The sequence below is a fragment of the Streptomyces sp. GSL17-111 genome (assembly GCF_037911585.1).
Classification (GTDB): domain Bacteria; phylum Actinomycetota; class Actinomycetes; order Streptomycetales; family Streptomycetaceae; genus Streptomyces.
On record NZ_JBAJNS010000001.1, the window covers coordinates 2,660,001 to 2,675,633 of the forward strand.

Sequence of the window (15,633 nt, forward strand, 5' to 3'; positions counted from 1 at the left end):
GTCGCCGACCTCGCACCGCAACGCATGGTAGGCCGGTACAACTCGGCGTTCGCCCTGGTCAAGCAGCTGGGTGTGGCGGTCGGTCCGGCGGTCGGCGGGCTCATGGCGGCCCAGGGGGCCTACACGGCCTACATCGCCCTGCTGGTGATGTGCTCCCTGGGCATCGCCCTGCTGGCACTCCGCCTGGGCCGACGACTGACTCCCGTGCAGGACGACCCGGCGCTGCGGGTGTCGCAGGTCGTGCTGAAGTCCCCGCAGCCCGGAGGACCGGACGCCGCCGGTCGGCCGGTCGGCGTCACCGTGTGACCGGGCATCTCGTCAGGACGCGGCGGCCACCGGTTCGACCGTGGGGAGCGTGAACTCGCACCAGACCGCCTTCCCGCCCCCGGGTGTGAGGCGGGCGCCCCAGGAGGCGGCGATCGTGGCGACGATCGAGATGCCGCGACCCGTCTCGTCGGCGGGCTCGGCCTGCCGACGCCGGGGGAGGTGGTCGTCCCCGTCGGTGACCTCGACGACGAGCCGACGATCGGTGCGCCGCAGGCGTAGCCGCATGGGCGGGACGCCGTGCTGCAGGGAGTTGGCGACGAGTTCGCTCGCGGCCAGGACACCGAGGTCGTGCAGCTCACGCGGGAAGCGCCAGGAGGTCAGGACTCCCGAGGCGAAGGCGCGGGCACGAGGTGCCGCCTCCACACCGCCGAGCAGGTCGAGTGCGGCGTTGTGGAAGAGCTCGGCGTGGTGGCCGTCGCGGCGGGGGTTCTGGAAGACGAGCAGGGCGACGTCGTCGTCGTGCTCGGCCGTGATGCCGAGGGCCCGCAGCAGCCGGTCGCAGATGATCTCGGGCGATCCGGTCGCTCCGGCGAAGGCGTGTTCGAGCGCCGCGACGCCGACGTCGATGTCGGCGTCGCGGCGCTCGACGAGACCGTCGGTGTAGAGGACCGCCGTGGCGCCCGAGGGGAAGGGCACAGTGGCCGAGGTGTGCTGCCAGCCCTCGGTGCCGAGCGGCGGGCCTGTGGGCTCGTCGGCACTGTGGACGTGCCCGTCGGCGTCGCGGACGAGAACGGGCAGGTGACCGGCGGACGCATAGGTGAGGAGCTCCTCGCCCGGATCGTGCACGGCGTAGAGGCAGGTGGCGATCTGCCCGGCATCGATCTCGGCGGCCAGCCCGTCAAGCAGCTGCAGCACCTCGTGAGGTGGGAGGTCGAGCCGGGCGTAGGCGCGGACCGCCGTGCGCAGCTGGCCCATGACGGCGGCGGCCCGGACCCCGCGCCCCATCACGTCCCCGATGACGAGAGCGGTACGGCCGCCGCCGAGGGTGATGACGTCGTACCAGTCGCCTCCGACAGCGGCCTCGGTGCCGCCGGGGCGGTAGGTGGCGGCGACGCGGAGGTCGTCGGGCTGTTCCAGCTCCTGCGGCAGCAGGCTCCGCTGGAGGGTGACGGCCGCCTCGCGCTGCCGGGCCTCGCTGGCACGCAGCCGCTCTGCGGATTCCACCTGATCGGTGACATCGGTTGCGAAGACGAGCACTCCGCGCCCCTCACGCCCGCCGTCTCCGTGCGCGAGATCGACCGGGGTACAGGTGAAGGTGTAGTAGCTGTGCCTCTCCGTGCGCCCCGGAACACGCCGTGACTTGACGGTGCGCGGCTTCCCGCTCCGCAACACCTGCTCCATCAGGGGCAGCAGGCCGAGCTCGACGAGCTCGGGCAGCGCCTCCTCGGCCCTCTCACCGCGAGGCCGCTCGCCGAAGGCCCGCACGTAGGCGGCGTTGACGTAGCCGATGCGGTGATCGGGGCCCTGGACGAGGGCGACGAGAGCGGGCACCTGGCCCAGGAGGTCGTGCACGGACAGGGCGTCGAGGGCAGGGCCCACGGGCAGGCTGTCGGCGCGCGCGTCGGGGTCGTGGTCGGTGAGCTCGCCGCGGGCGGACGGCACCTCGCGGCCGGGGCGGCCGGACGCGGGCACGGAGTCGGCGGACCGTGCGGCGCGCGCGACGGCGGAACGTCGCGGCGTGCCGGGCAGTCGGGCGCTCCAGCGCGTGAAGTTCACTGCGGTTCAGATCCGATTCTGCTGAGACGGGTCGTACGGGTGCGGACGGTTGGGGGACGGGCCGAACGGCCGGTCGTCCGGGTCGTTCCGCGGTCGGACGGGGGCGGCGGGGTTCGATGAGGGTCGGGTACGGGTGGGCCGGTGATCAGAGTGCTCCGATGGAGCGCGCCGTGATCACGCAATGACGTCGTGGGCCCACCCATCGTCACATGCCCAGTGTGGCCGACGGCACTGACATCCGTCACGGTTTGCCGGGACGGTGACCGTCACCAGCGGCGATCTCGAACTCTGCACGGGGATGTTCCAGAGAGCCGAGGGAGACGATCTCCCTCTTGAAGAAGCCGGCGAGCGTCCATTCGGCCAGGACGCGCGCCTTCCGGTTGAACGTCGGTACGCGGCTGAGGTGGTAGACGCGGTGCATGAACCAGGCGGGATAGCCCTTGAGCCTGCGACCGTATACGCGCGCCACGCCTTTGTGCAGCCCCAGGGAGGCGACGGAACCGGCGTAGGCGTGACGGTAGGCGGTCTGCGGCCGGCCGTGCAGGACGGCGACGATGTTGTCGGCCAGGACGCGGGCCTGCCGTACGGCGTGCTGGGCGTTCGGAGCGCACTCCACTCCGGGTTCCTCCGCTGTGAGGTCGGGGACGGCGGCGGCGTCCCCGGCGGCCCAGGCGTGTTCGGCGCCTTCCACCTGAAGCGTCGCGCTGCAGCTGAGGCGTCCGCGCTCGGTGCGGGGCAGATCCGTGGCTGACACGATCGGGTGAGGTTTGACGCCCGCCGTCCACACGAGCGTGCGGCAGGGGTGACGGGAGCCGTCGCTGAGGACGGCGACACGGTTCTCGCAGCTCTCCAGCCGGGTGTCGAGCCGGACGTCCACCGCTCGGGCGCGCAGTTCCCGCACGGCGTACTTGCCCATCTCCTCCCCCACTTCCGGGAGGATGCGGCCGGTGGCCTCGACCAGGATCCACTTGAGCTCCTCCGGCCGGAGGTTGTGGTAATACCGGCAGGCGTAGCGCGCCATGTCCTCCAGCTCGGCCAGCGCCTCCACACCGGCGTAACCGCCCCCCACGAAGACGAAGGTCAGGGCGGCGTCCCGGATCTCGGGGTCGCGGGTCGAGGAAGCGATGTCCAGCTGCTCGAGGACGTGGTTGCGCAGTCCGATCGCCTCTTCGACGGTTTTGAAGCCGATACCGACGTCCGCCAGGCCGGGGACGGGCAGCGCGCGGGAGACGGAGCCGGGGGCGAGAACGAGCTCGTCGTAGTGCAGGCGGAGCGGGCCGCCTCCTTCCTCGCCGGTCGCGGCGGTCTCGACGGTCACGACGCGTGCGGCGTGCTCGACCTGCCGGGCCTCACCGACGATGATGCGGCAGTCCCGCAGGACCCGGCGGAGGGGGACGACGACGTGGCGGGGGGAGATGGAACCGGCACCGGCCTCGGGCAGGAAGGGCTGATACGTCATGTAGGGCTCGGGGCTGACGACGGCGATCTCGACGCCGCCCTTCCCCTCCCGCGCCCTTTTCAGTTCAAGTTTCAACTTCTTCTGCAGGCGCAGCGCGGTGTACATGCCGACGTAACCGCCGCCGATCACCAGAATGCGCACCGGTTCCTTCGTCACCTGGGGCCCCTGTCCATGCGTCACCCGTCCATGACGCACCTGGCGAGCTGCGTTTGTCCACAGGGCTGCGTAATTTGTACGACGATTGGGCGCATCGACCCCGCGCCGCCAGTCGGCCGCGCGAGGGCGACAAAAGGTCAGCTCACCGGGGGTTTCGAGGGGTCTCCGAGGGGAGCCGACGTGGGCGGGTGGAGGGGGTCATCCGAATGAGCGGGTGGGCGGGGAGGTGCCCTCTTCTGTATTGACCTGGGCTCAACTATGTTCTTAGACAGCCGGGCTGCCACGGGGAGTGACTGAACCCGGCGAGCAGGCGCGGAGTCTCCGGGGGGAGACTTTCATATTTTTCCGGGGGGAAGACATATGCGTATTCAAGGTATGCACAGCGTCCAGGACGTGCACGGCGTCCATGGTGTGCACAGCGGTGATGGCGCGGAGGGCGTCCACGACACGGCCGCGGAGCGGGGCGCCCGAAGCGCTGACGCCTCACACGCGACGCGAGGAGCGATGGCTGTCGTGCCGGCCGGGGACAGGAGCGAGGCGAGCGGTATGGGAGGGACCAGGCACCTCGACGGCGTCGCGACGGAGCCCGGTACCGACGGCCCCGATCCCGACACGTCGCCCGGGGCCCCCGAGGGGGGTGGCAGGGCGGCTCCCTTGCGGGTCGACGCCCGGCGCAATCTGGAGCACGTGCTCCGGGCCGCGCGCGAGGTCTTCGGCGAACTGGGCTACGGCGCGCCCATGGAGGACGTGGCCCGCCGCGCGCGGGTCGGAGTGGGCACGGTCTACCGCCGGTTCCCGAGCAAGCACGTCCTGGTCCGGCGGATCGCCGAGGAGGAGACCGCACGGCTGACCGAGCAGGCGAGGACGGCGCTGCGGCAGGAGGGGGAGCCCTGGCCGGCGCTGGCACGCTTCCTGCGGACGTCGGCGGCGTCCGGGGCCGGGCGGCTGCTGCCGCCGGAGATACTCCGGGTCGGGGTCGAGCCGGCCCTCGGCTCCACCCCGGTCAGCGGGTCCATCGGGGCAGGCGCCGAAACGGGCGCCGGAGTGGACGGGGGCGGCAGGACGGACGTCGCCACCGCGCCGAATCGGTCTCCGGGTGCGGACGAGGCACCGGGCGAGCCGCGCGTGCCCCAGCAGCGTCGGCACCTCTCGGCCGTCCAGGGCGGCGAGCCGTCAGTGGTCCTCACGGGCGACGGGCTCATACCCGGGGGCGAGGAGCCCATCGCGGGGGCGAGCGGTTCTCTGGAACTGCTCGGCGTCGTGGGAGAGCTGGTGCGCCGGGCCCGGGAAGCGGGTGAGCTCCGAGCCGACGTGACGGTGGCCGACATGCTGCTCGTCATCGCCACGGCCGCGCCCGCCCTGCCGGACGCCGAGCAGCAGCGGCAGGCCTCCGACCGGCTGCTGGACATCCTGCTGGAAGGGCTGCGTTCTCGTCCGAGGGCCTGATCCGGGGCCGGGGCCGCGGTGGGCTGTCCGTCGCCGTGTCCACGGCCCGGAACGGCGGGCGGCGTGACGTACGCGCCGTCACCACGGTCGCACCACCGCCTCACCTGATCGGGTGAGGCGGTGAGGCTCCCCTGTGCGAGGCGGCCCCGGTCGGGTGATTCCCCGTTCGGAGCAGCCTCCGGAGTCGTCCGGCGTGCCAGGCTGACCGGTGTCGAGCTGGGTCAGGGCGTACGGGAGCTTCCGCGATGGGCAGTGAGGGGCGGGGCGAAACAGAGCAGGGCTCCGGCGGTCAGGAGGGGAACGGCCGGCAGCCCACGCCTGAGGCGGGCGGGTACCGGGGCCCGCAGGTCCCTGGCCAGGGTGGGGCGTCAGCCCGGAAAGGCCGGCACCGCAAGGACGCCGGCACCGGGCCGCCCCACAGGATGCCGCGGCAGCGCACGCGCAGCGGCCCGGTGTCCGGCGGCGAAAGCCCGCTGTCCGACAGCGCCGCCGATCCGCCCGCCGCTACGCCGCCCGGCACCGGGCCGCCCCCTGGCGCCGGGCCGCCGGGCGGCCCGGCTGGCGGGCGCGCCGTCAAGGACGACGAGAGCGGGGAAGGGAGTGTGCGACGGGCCCTCGCGGAGCCGGTGGGGGACGACGAGCTGGTGATCCGCATGCGCGAGGGAGACTCCGTCGCGTACGACGAGGTCTACCGACGCCATGCGGACGCCGTGCGGCGCTACGCGCGGAGCTGCTGCCGGGACGTGGACACGGCGGACGACCTCACCAACGAGGTCTTCGCCCGGACGCTGCAAGCAGTCCGGCGGGGCAAGGGGCCGCGCACCGCGCTCCGCGCCTACCTGCTCGCCTCCGTCCGGCACGCTGCGGCGGCCTGGGCCCGCACGACGCGGCGCGAGCAGCTCGTCGAGGACTTCGCGGCGTTCGCCGTGGCGGCGGCCGGCGGCCGGGGCGCGGCGGCGGACGAGACGCTCGCTTTCGGTGCCGAGGTCCAGGCAATGCACGAGGCCGAACACTCCATGGTCGTGCAGGCGTTCCGCACTCTGCCGGAGCGCTGGCAGACGGTGCTGTGGCACACCACGGTCGAGGAGTCGCCCCCGAGCGAGGTGGCACCGCTGCTCGGGCTGTCCGCCAACGCTACGGCGGTGCTCGCCCACCGGGCGCGGGAGGGCCTGAAGCAGGCGTACCTCCAGGCGCACGTCAGCCGATCGCTCACGGCGGACGCGGAGTGCGCCCGCTACGCCGAACGGATCGGCGCGTACACCCGGGGCGGTCTGCGCACCCGGGCCGAGCGGGGGCTGCGCCGGCATCTGGAGGAGTGCGCCCGCTGCCGTACGGCCGCGCTGGAGGTGGGCGACGTCAACACGCGGCTGCGGGCGCTGCTGCCGGTGGCCGTCATCGGCTGGTTCGCCGCGACCTATGCCGTCAAGGCGGCCGCCGGGGCCTTGGGCGGTGCGGGAGCCGTCGCGGGCGCGGGAAGTGCCGCAGCGGCCGGGGGCGTCGCGGGCTCGGGTGGCTCGGCCGGGGCCGGTGGTGCCGCGGCCGAGGGGCTGGGCGCTCCGGCGAAGGCCGGTATCGCCGCCGGGGCGCTGACGGCCGCCGCCGCGGCCGTCGCCCTGGTGCTCGCGCTCGCCGGCAGCCCGCGGCAGGCCGAGCCGCCGCCCCCGCAGGCCGCGCCGAGCACACCTCACCGGACGCCTGAAGCCGCACCCCCGGTCGTCCCGGAGCCGGAGCCGGACCCCGTCGCCGTCCCGGTGCCACCACCGCCCGACCCCGACCCCGAGCCCAGCCCTCGGCCGCCCCGCACGGCGGCGTCACCGCCTCCCGCGCCGCAACCCGTCCCGACGCGGCGGAGCCCGTCCCCAGCGCCCTCTCCGGCGCCCGTCCCGGCCGGTTACCCCTTGGCGGAGTTGCCGTACGACGTCCTGAACGGCATCTCCACCCCGGAGTACCCGGCCCTCCTCCTGGCGCGGAGCAGCCCGGTGTGGCCGCGTTCCGGCCTGCGCATCGCCGAGGAGCGTTACGCCCACGGCATCACCGTCCAGGCCCCCTCCTCCGTCCTGGTCGGCCTGGGCGGAGCGTGCGTCGGCTACGAGGCGCTGGCCGGGGTGGACGACCTGACGATGGGGCTGGGCGCCGTGCGGTTCGTCGTCTCCGGTGACGGACGGGAGCTGTGGCGCTCCGGCGTGGTGAGCGGCGGTGAGCCACCGGTACGCGTGGCCGTCCCGGTGACCGGGGTGGAGACGTTGCGCCTGGCCGTGGAGCCGGTCGGCCCGTACGGTCACGTGGCGCAGGCGGACTGGGCGCAGTCCGTGGTCTCCTGCCGCTGACGGCCCTGGTGGGAGGCGGACGGGCGCCCGAGCCACCGGTGGGGGCCCGCCCACCGGTGTGGCTCAGGGTGAGACGGCCAGCGGCCGGGAGGGGACGCCCCGGGAGACGGCGCGACGGCGGGGTGCGACGCTGCCGGTCCAGGTGGTGCCGCGACGTTCCATGAGCCGCTTGAGCCACAGTTCGGCGGAGACGAGTTCCGCGATGCCGTCCAGGGGCAGTTCGTCACCCTGCACGGCGGAGTGCAGCGCACCCCGGACGACCCTGGCGTCGACGAGTCCGGCGCGCACGAGGTAGGAGTCGTCGAAGAGGGCCAGCAGGTCGTCGGCGTGCGTGCGCAGTCCGCGTCGGACGGCGTGGGTCTGGGCGGTGTGGGACGTGGCCCCCCAGCCGGGGGGCAGTTCGGCGACGCCCGCTCCGGCGAGGACGGTGCGCAGGACGGCGGCCCGGGCTCCCGGGCGGACGCGCAGGGCTTCGGGGAGCGCCCGGGCGGCGCGGACGACCTGGTTGTCGAGGAAGGGGGCGTGCAGGCGTTGACCCGTCGCGGCGGCGATCTGTTCGAGCACGCGGTAGTCGGTGGCCTGTCGGGCGAGGGCGTCCCGGGCCCGGGCGACGCCGGGGCGTCCGCCGGGCGCGCCGCTCGCGCGAAGGGCTGCGGCCTCCAGGCGAACCGATACCTCGGCCAGCGCCTCTCCCGTCATCCACCGGGCGGCGGGGCCGGGGCGGCACCACGCGAGGGCGGCCAGCGAGGCGTGGAGGGCTCCGCCCGGTTCGCCGTTCGTGTCGTACACGGCGATGTCCCGTTCGCGGAGCCGGCGCGCGGCCGTCAGGACGCCGTCCCGCTGGGAGGTGCGCGCGAGTCGGCGGGCGGCCCGGTAGACGGCGAGCGGCACGAGGACCGAACGGCCGCGCGGTGCGCCCTCCGCGACGGCCAGCGCGGCGGCCGGGCGCAGGAGGTGGCGTCGGCGGCGGTCGAGGAGGAGGTCGGCGAGACGGGCGGGGTGGGCGTCGAGCACCTGCCGGGCGCCGTAACCGGTGAGTTGGTCGGCGCTGGCGGACGCCAGTCGGAGGCGGTGTCGGGCGAGGTCGACGAGGGAAGGGCCCGGCTCGTCGGGAAGTGGCAGTCCGAAGACGTCGTGCAGTCCGGCGTAGGGCAGGGCCTCTTCGGCGCCGGGGACGACGACGTGGTGCAGCCGGGGGTCGTCGGCCACGGCACGGGCGCGTTCGAGCTCGCCGGTGCGGGTGGCCTCGTCGGTGGCGGTGAGGTCGTTGAAGGTGACGGCGAGGAGGCGTTGGCCGGCTGCGGTGCCGGGGGCGCCGGCGACGGTGCCGGGGATGCCGGGAAGCCCTGCGGCGAGGAGGGCCAGCGTCGCGGAGGCGGCTCCGCCGGAGAGGTCGGCGCCGAGGCCGGGTGCGGTGCCACCGCGCCGGGTGCGGCGCTCGCCCGGGCCCATGCCGGGTACGGGGCCGGGGTCGCGCCCGTCGTGCGGGCGCCGTCCGTTGCCGTACGGCCCGGCCTGGGCTCCGTCGTCGCTTGTGCCCCGGGCGCCGTCGCCGTCGCCGAAGGTGTCGTGGGCGTCGAAGGCCGTGGCCGGCACGTGGCGCGGCGCGGCCAGTCGCACCCGGACCGCCTCGACGAGGGCGTCGCGGACGCCGCCGACCGCCTCGTCGGCGTCGACGGGCAGCGCGGCGACGACCGTCGGCACAGCGGGCTCGTATCCGGTGACCTCCCGGCTGCCGCCCTCACGCAGAATCAGCGCGTGTCCCGGCGGGACGCGGTGGACGCCGGTGTAGGGGGTCGAGTCGCCGAGCGCTTCGGGGGCGTCGGGGGCGGCGAGCAGGGCGGCGAGGTGGTCGACGTCGAGCTGCGCCTCGACGAGGTCGGCGAGGGTGAGGGCGGCCGTCGCGTAGGCGGTGCCCCCGGCGAAGGGGGTGTGGAAGACGGGCCGGGCGCCGGCGAGGTCCGTGGTGACGGCCACGCGGCGGCCGATGCGGACGACGGCGGTGTAGGAGCCGGGCCATGCGGTGAGCTGACGGAGTGCGCCGCCGCGCGCGGCCAGCAGGCCGGCGCGCAGCTCGGCGTCACGCGCCCCGCAGCAGCCGACGACGGCGAGCCGCGTGCCGGAACCGGCGTCGACGACGCGGACCTCGTCGGGCCGCCAGTCGCCGACGGCCCACAGCGGGTCGTCACCGCCCCACAGTTCCTGCCCTCCGACGGGATGGAGGGTGCTCGGGGAGAGTCCCGGCATGCGCGCCCGGCCCGCTGCGGTGCTGCTCCACCCCACCAACCACCGCATCGTCGCCGCCTTTCGCCCATGGGTTTCGTCTGCCACGGGGGCCACGCCCGGTCCACCCGGAGGCGCTCGCCGACCCGCACGGCCGGGGACGGCCGGCGTTCCGGATCGCCCCGTGCCGACGCCTCTCCGTGTGCACTGCGGGCACGCAACTGCTGGCCCGCACCTCCTGTTTCGGCTCTCGCCTGGCCCCATGCTGCCACGTGAGGGCGGCGTGAGCGGTGGTAAGGGGGGCGCGGTTGTGGACGTGTTCAGCTGCCGTGATCCCGCCGGAGGGTCTCCTCAAACAGCGATTTCCAGCCAACTCGACTCTCTCAGAGGGAACTTGTCCCGGATTTTGCGCTTCACGCAACGCAACGTATATGCCAGGTACATGGACCGGACGGGTCACCCCGGCGTCCGCGTGCGCGCACGGCCCCGAACACACCGAAGGTCCGGGAGGCATGGATTCCTCCCGGACCGGGCCGCCACCCGCGGGGAGCAAGGTGACGGCATTCCCCCAGCCCACTGGTGCGCGTCCAGCAGGCCGACCCACGCAGAACCCATCCAAACGCCGGGCCCCCGCCCGGCACAGAGCGCACGGCCGGGCGCACGGCCACACGGCCGGGGCTCTCGGCCGACGAGACGGCGCCGTCACGGTCGCACGTCGTGTCACGCAACGGTCAATATCACGAACGCACTCCTGTACGGGGAGGAATCCCGCCAACAGGGATGCCACCCCTTAACGGTAGGGATCCGGCGAACTACTCTGGGTTCACGAATGCCCCGAGCATGTTCCGCGTGCGGCGGGGCGGGCGTCGTTGTGTCAGGGGTGCGCGCATGTCCAGGGAGCCACGCGGACCGAACGAGAAGCTCGGAACCGTCCTCGCCCTCGCGGGAATCAGCAACGCCGGACTCGCGCGCCGGGTCAACGATCTCGGCGCGCAGCGCGGTCTGTCGCTGCGGTACGACAAAACGTCCGTGGCGCGGTGGGTGTCGAAGGGGATGGTGCCGCAGGGCGCCGCACCCCACCTCATCGCCGCGGCGATCGGCAGCAAGCTCGGCAGGCCGGTGCCGCTGCACGAGATCGGGCTCGCCGACGCCGACCCGGCACCGGAGATCGGGCTGGCCTTCCCCCGGGACGTCGGTGCGGCCGTGAAGTCGGCGACGGATCTCTACCGGCTGGATCTCGCCGGTCGACGGGGCAACGGCAGCGTCTGGCAGTCGCTGGCCGGTTCCTTCGCGGTCAGCGCCTACGCCACCCCGGCCTCACGCTGGCTGATCAACCCGGCGGACAGCTCGGTCGCCCGGGAGGCCAGGGCCGTCCCGAGCGGTCCGAGGCTGAGCGGGCTTCCCGGCTCCGAGCTGGTCCGGGTCGGCCACAGCGACGTCGCGAAGCTACGCGAGGCGGCCGAGGAGGCGCGCCGTTGGGACTCCAAGTACGGCGGGGGCGACTGGCGTTCGTCGATGGTCCCCGAGTGCCTGCGGGTGGACGCCACACCGCTGCTCCTCGGCGCGTACTCCGACGAGGTCGGGCGCTCCCTCTTCGGGGCGACGGCCGAGCTGACCCGGCTGGCCGGCTGGATGGCCTTCGACACCGGGCAGCAGGAGGCCGCCCAGCGCTACTACATCCAGGCCCTGCGTCTCGCCCGCGCCGCCGCCGACGTCCCGCTCGGCGGCTACGTCCTCGCCTCCATGTCCCTCCAGGCGACGTACCGGGGCTTCGCGGACGAAGGCGTGGACCTGGCGCAGGCCGCGCTCGAACGCAACCGGTCCGTCGCCACGGCCCGTGTGATGAGCTTCTTCCACCTGGTCGAGGCCCGCGCCCACGCCAAGGCCGACGACGCCCCGGCCTGCGCCGCCGCCCTCTCCGCCGCCGAGAGCCGACTGGAGCGCTCCCGCGACGGCGACCCCGACCCGTCGTGGCTCGACTTCTACTCCGCCGACCGCCTCGCCGCCGACGCCGCCGAGTGCTACCGCGACCTGCGCGCGCCGCGCCAGGTGCGGCGCTTCACCGAGCAGGCCCTGTCGAGGCCGACGGAGGAGTTCGTCCGCTCGCACGGGCTGCGGCTGCTCGTCTCGGCCGTCGCCGAGCTGGAGTCGGGCAACCTGGACGCCGCCTGCGCGGCCGGCACCCGCGCGGTGGAGGTCGCCGGCCGCATATCCTCCGCCCGCACGACCGAGTACGTGCGGGACCTGCTGCACCGGATGGAGCCGTACGGCGACAACCCGCGCGTCGTCGAGTTCCGCGAGCGTGCGCGTCCGCTGCTGGCGGCCCCGGCGTGAGACGCCTGCGGAGCGGGAAGGGATCGACATGACGCGGCTGCCCGCACGTACGTCCGGCGAGCCCCCCGCCGTCCAGGCGGTGGGGTCGGTGGTGACGGGTGCCGCTGCACACTGTCAGTGCCGACCAGCATGATGGAAGACGTGGTGTCCGAGAACGACGACAAGCCGACCGTCCGCCCCCGCCGGTACGACTGCGACGTCCTGGTGGTCGGCGGCGGGATCGTCGGCCTCTCCACGGCCTACGCCCTCACGCGCGCCCGGCCCGGTGTCCGCGTCGTCGTGCTGGAGAAGGAAGCGCGCCCCGCCCTGCACCAGACCGGGCGGAACAGCGGCGTGATCCACAGCGGGATCTACTACCGCCCCGGTTCACTCAAGGCGCGGTTCGCGGCGCAGGGCGCGGCGGAAATGGTCAAATTCTGCTCGGAACACGACATTCCGCACGAGGTGACGGGGAAGCTGATCGTCGCCACCGAACGCGACGAACTGCCCCGTCTGCACGCCCTCGCCCAGCGCGGCCGGGAGAACGGCATCCCCCTGCGTGAGCTGGGTCCGGCGCAGATCACCGAGCGCGAGCCGCACGTCACCGGGCAGGCCGCCATCCACGTCGCCACGACGGGCATCTGCGACTACACGGCGGTCGCCGCCACCCTGGCCCGGCTCGCCTGCGACGCCGGCGCGGAGGTCCGATACGCCTCCCGCGTGACGGCGATCGACCGTCGGGACGGCGTCGGCGTCGCCGTCCGCACCGCCTCCGGCGCCGTCCTGCGCGCACGGGCCCTGGTCAACTGCGCGGGCCTGCACAGCGACTCCGTCGCCCGCCTCGCCGGTGACGCCCCACCGGCCCGCATCGTCCCGTTCCGCGGCGAGTACTACGAGCTCGTCCCCTCCAGCGCGGAGCTCGTGCGCGGCCTCGTCTACCCCGTACCGGACCCGGCGTTCCCCTTCCTCGGCGTCCATCTCACCCGCGGCATCGACGGCGGCGTCCACATCGGGCCCAACGCCGTGCCCGCGCTCGCCCGCGAGGGGTACGACTGGCGCACCGCGCACCCCCGCGAGCTGGCCGCCACCCTGTCCTGGCCCGGCGCCTGGCGCATCGCCCGCCGCCACTGGCGCTACGGCTCGGGCGAGCTGCACCGCTCCCTGTCGAAGGCGGCCTTCACCACGGCCGTCCGGCGCCTCCTGCCGGAGATCACCGAGGCGGACCTGCGGCCCGCACCCGCCGGCGTGCGCGCCCAAGCCGTCCTGCGGGACGGCACGCTCGTCGACGAATTCCTCATCGACGAGGCCCCGCACACCGTGCACGTCCTCAACGCACCCTCCCCCGCGGCCACCGCGTCCCTGCCGATCGGACGGGAGATCGCCTCCCGCGTCCTCACCGGACTCACCGGGCCCGCCGGTCTCCCCCGGCCCGCCCCGCTCGCCGGGTGACGTCGCCCGGCAGGCCGGCCGAAGCCGCCGGTAAAATCGTCCGTACTGTGTCCGAGAACGCCGCACCCCGCCCGCCCGGCAACCGCCGGACCCCCATGTTCGAGCCCGGCACCGGGCCCGCCGCCGACCCGGCGGGCGCCCACCACGACCGGCGCATCCGCAGCTTCCAGCCCCGCCGCAGCCGCGTGACCCAGGCCCAGCGCGACGCGCTCACCCGCCTGTGGCCCCGCTGGGGTCTGGACATCGACGGGCAACGCCTCCTCGACCTGCCCACGCTCTTCGACACCCTGCCCCCGGCCGCCCCCATCGTCCTCGAGATCGGCTTCGGCATGGGCGAGGCCACCGCGCGCATGGCGGCCGCCGAGCCCGGGACGGGCCTGCTCGCCGCCGACGTCCACACCCCGGGTCAGGGCAACCTCCTGCGCCTCGCGGAGCGCGACGGCCTCAGCAACATCCGGGTGGCCAACGGCGACGCCGTCATCCTGCTGGAGAAGATGCTTCCCCCCGCCTCCCTGGCGGGGCTGCGCGTCTACTTCCCCGACCCGTGGCCCAAGAAGCGTCACCACAAGCGCCGCATCATCCAGCCCCACTTCCTCGATCTCGCCGCCGTCCCCCTCGCACCCGGCGCCCTCCTGCACTGCGCGACGGACTGGGAGCCCTACGCGGAGCAGATGCTCGACGTCCTCACCGCACACCCGGCGTTCGAGAACACCCGGCCCGACGGCGGCTACGCCCCCCGCCCCGCCATCCGGCCCCTGACCCGTTTCGAAGGCCAGGGCCTGGACAAGGGCCACACCGTTCGCGACCTCCTCTTCCGACGGCGATAACGCCCCGCGCGTCCCCCGAACGGTCGACTAAGGTCGAGCGAGTGCACCCACACGCCCCCGGAGACGTCCCGCCACCCCCGCGCACGCCCCCGGCCGCGACGACCCTCGCGTCCCCGGCGGCTCCTGCGGCCCCCACCGAGTGGCAGTACACCCCGCGCCGCGCACCGTGGTGGCACAGCCGCGTCCTGCGCGTGGTGACGATCGCCATTCTGCTCGCGCTGTGCGGGCTGGTCATCCTCGCCCTGGTCCGCGAGCAGACGGGCAGCGAGGGTTTCCTCATCGGCATGCTCCTGTCGATCCTGCCCGTGCCCCTGCTGATCGCGGCGTTCCGCTGGGTCGACAGCGTCGACCCAGCGCCCTGGCGCACCGTCGCGTTCGCGTTCGCCTGGGGCGCCTGCGCCGCCACCCTCGTCGCCGTCATCGCCAACACCTTCACGGCCGAATGGCTGGCCACCAGCGTCATCGCGGACGGCGACGTCGACACCCTCGGCGCCACCGTCGTCGCCCCCGTCGTCGAGGAACTCGCCAAGGCGGCCGCCGTCCTCCTGCTCTTCCTCCACCGCCGCCGGTTCTTCAGCGGCGTCATCGACGGCATCGTCACGGCGGGCGTCACCGCCACCGGCTTCGCGTTCACCGAGAACATCCTCTACCTCGGCACCGCCTACGCCGGCGACCAGCTCTACTCCGACGACGGGTTCGCCGCCACCACCGCCCAGACCTTCTTCGTCCGCATCGTCATGTCCCCCTTCGCGCACCCCCTCTTCACCGCCCTGACGGGACTCGGCTTCGGCGTCGCGGCCGCCCTCGCCACCCATCGCCGCACCCTGCGTGTCCTCCTCCCGCTCGTCGGACTGCTGACGTCGATGCTGCTGCACGCCCTGTGGAACGGCTCGGCCTCCACCAACGGCCTGCACTTCCTCCTCGTCTACGCCCTCTTCATGCTGCCGGTCCTGGGCACGCTGATCTGGCTCACCGTCTGGTACCGGGGCCGCGACCTGCGCACCGTGCGCGAAACCCTGCACGCCTACGCCGAACAGGGCTGGCTCCACCCCTCCGAACCCTGGACCCTCGGCTCCATGCACGCCCGCGCCCAGGCCCGCCGCCGCGCCCGGCGCGCCCACGGCCCCACCGCAGCCCGCACCGTCTCCGAGTACCACGCCGCCCTGACGTCCCTCGCCCTCCTCCGCGCCCGCGCCGAGCGCACGGCACCCCCGGACGACTTCACGTCCCGCGAGGCCGAACTGCTCCACCACGCCCTCACGCGCCGCTCCCTCTCAAGCCCGCCCACCCAAACCGCCTCCCCCCGCCCCTACCCCCTCCCCCACACCGGCTGGCGCTGAGCCGCAAAAAGGTGAAGGCCAGCCTGAACCTCACCGTCGGCCCCTCCAAA

General features: G+C 74.2%; 10 protein-coding genes (1 of these 10 cut by a window edge). 7 read left to right on the forward strand and 3 right to left on the reverse strand.

Annotation, left to right across the window (positions count from 1 at the left end):
- Positions 1–306: the 3' end of an MFS transporter gene (locus tag V6D49_RS11670; protein WP_340559367.1), read on the forward strand. 1,014 nt of this gene lie to the left of the window's left edge; the window shows 306 of its 1,320 coding nt (coding positions 1,015–1,320); its start codon lies off the left edge, out of view; its stop codon occupies positions 304–306.
- Positions 307–318: 12 nt separating this feature from the next.
- Here the strand turns inward: V6D49_RS11670 and V6D49_RS11675 are convergent, their stop codons facing one another.
- Positions 319–2,043 (reverse strand): ATP-binding SpoIIE family protein phosphatase, encoded by a 1,725-nt coding sequence (locus V6D49_RS11675; protein WP_340559369.1) that lies wholly within the window; start codon positions 2,041–2,043, stop codon positions 319–321.
- A 241-nt stretch (positions 2,044–2,284) separates the two neighbouring features.
- Positions 2,285–3,643 carry an NAD(P)/FAD-dependent oxidoreductase gene (locus tag V6D49_RS11680; protein WP_340563895.1) on the reverse strand — a complete coding sequence of 453 codons (1,359 nt, stop codon included), beginning with the start codon at positions 3,641–3,643 and terminating at the stop codon, positions 2,285–2,287.
- A 561-nt stretch (positions 3,644–4,204) separates the two neighbouring features.
- Here V6D49_RS11680 and V6D49_RS11685 point away from each other — a divergent pair.
- On the forward strand, positions 4,205–5,104 hold the full coding sequence (locus tag V6D49_RS11685; RefSeq protein ID WP_340559371.1) for a TetR/AcrR family transcriptional regulator: 900 nt from the start codon (positions 4,205–4,207) through the stop codon (positions 5,102–5,104).
- 245 nt (positions 5,105–5,349) lie between these two features.
- Positions 5,350–7,431 carry a sigma-70 family RNA polymerase sigma factor gene (locus V6D49_RS11690; RefSeq protein WP_445330508.1) on the forward strand — a complete coding sequence of 694 codons (2,082 nt, stop codon included), beginning with the start codon at positions 5,350–5,352 and terminating at the stop codon, positions 7,429–7,431.
- Positions 7,432–7,494: 63 nt separating this feature from the next.
- Here the strand turns inward: V6D49_RS11690 and V6D49_RS11695 are convergent, their stop codons facing one another.
- Entirely contained in the window at positions 7,495–9,726 is a 2,232-nt protein-coding gene (locus V6D49_RS11695) for an asparagine synthase-related protein (RefSeq protein ID WP_340559372.1), read from the reverse strand.
- Between the two features lie 816 nt (positions 9,727–10,542).
- Here V6D49_RS11695 and V6D49_RS11700 point away from each other — a divergent pair.
- The 4 genes from V6D49_RS11700 (at position 10,543) to V6D49_RS11715 (ending at position 15,583) form a co-directional block, all read left to right on the forward strand.
- Positions 10,543–11,988, forward strand: a complete 1,446-nt coding sequence (locus V6D49_RS11700) for an MFS transporter (RefSeq protein WP_340559374.1) — start codon at positions 10,543–10,545, stop codon at positions 11,986–11,988.
- A 141-nt stretch (positions 11,989–12,129) separates the two neighbouring features.
- A complete protein-coding gene (gene lhgO, locus V6D49_RS11705; protein ID WP_340559376.1) occupies positions 12,130–13,416 on the forward strand; it encodes an L-2-hydroxyglutarate oxidase in 1,287 nt (428 codons plus the stop codon).
- A gap of 35 nt (positions 13,417–13,451) precedes the next feature.
- A complete protein-coding gene (trmB, locus tag V6D49_RS11710; protein ID WP_445330637.1) occupies positions 13,452–14,243 on the forward strand; it encodes a tRNA (guanosine(46)-N7)-methyltransferase TrmB in 792 nt (263 codons plus the stop codon).
- Positions 14,244–14,284: 41 nt separating this feature from the next.
- Positions 14,285–15,583, forward strand: coding sequence for a PrsW family intramembrane metalloprotease (locus V6D49_RS11715; protein WP_340559377.1), 1,299 nt, complete (start codon positions 14,285–14,287; stop codon positions 15,581–15,583).
- Positions 15,584–15,633: the final 50 nt, after the last annotated feature.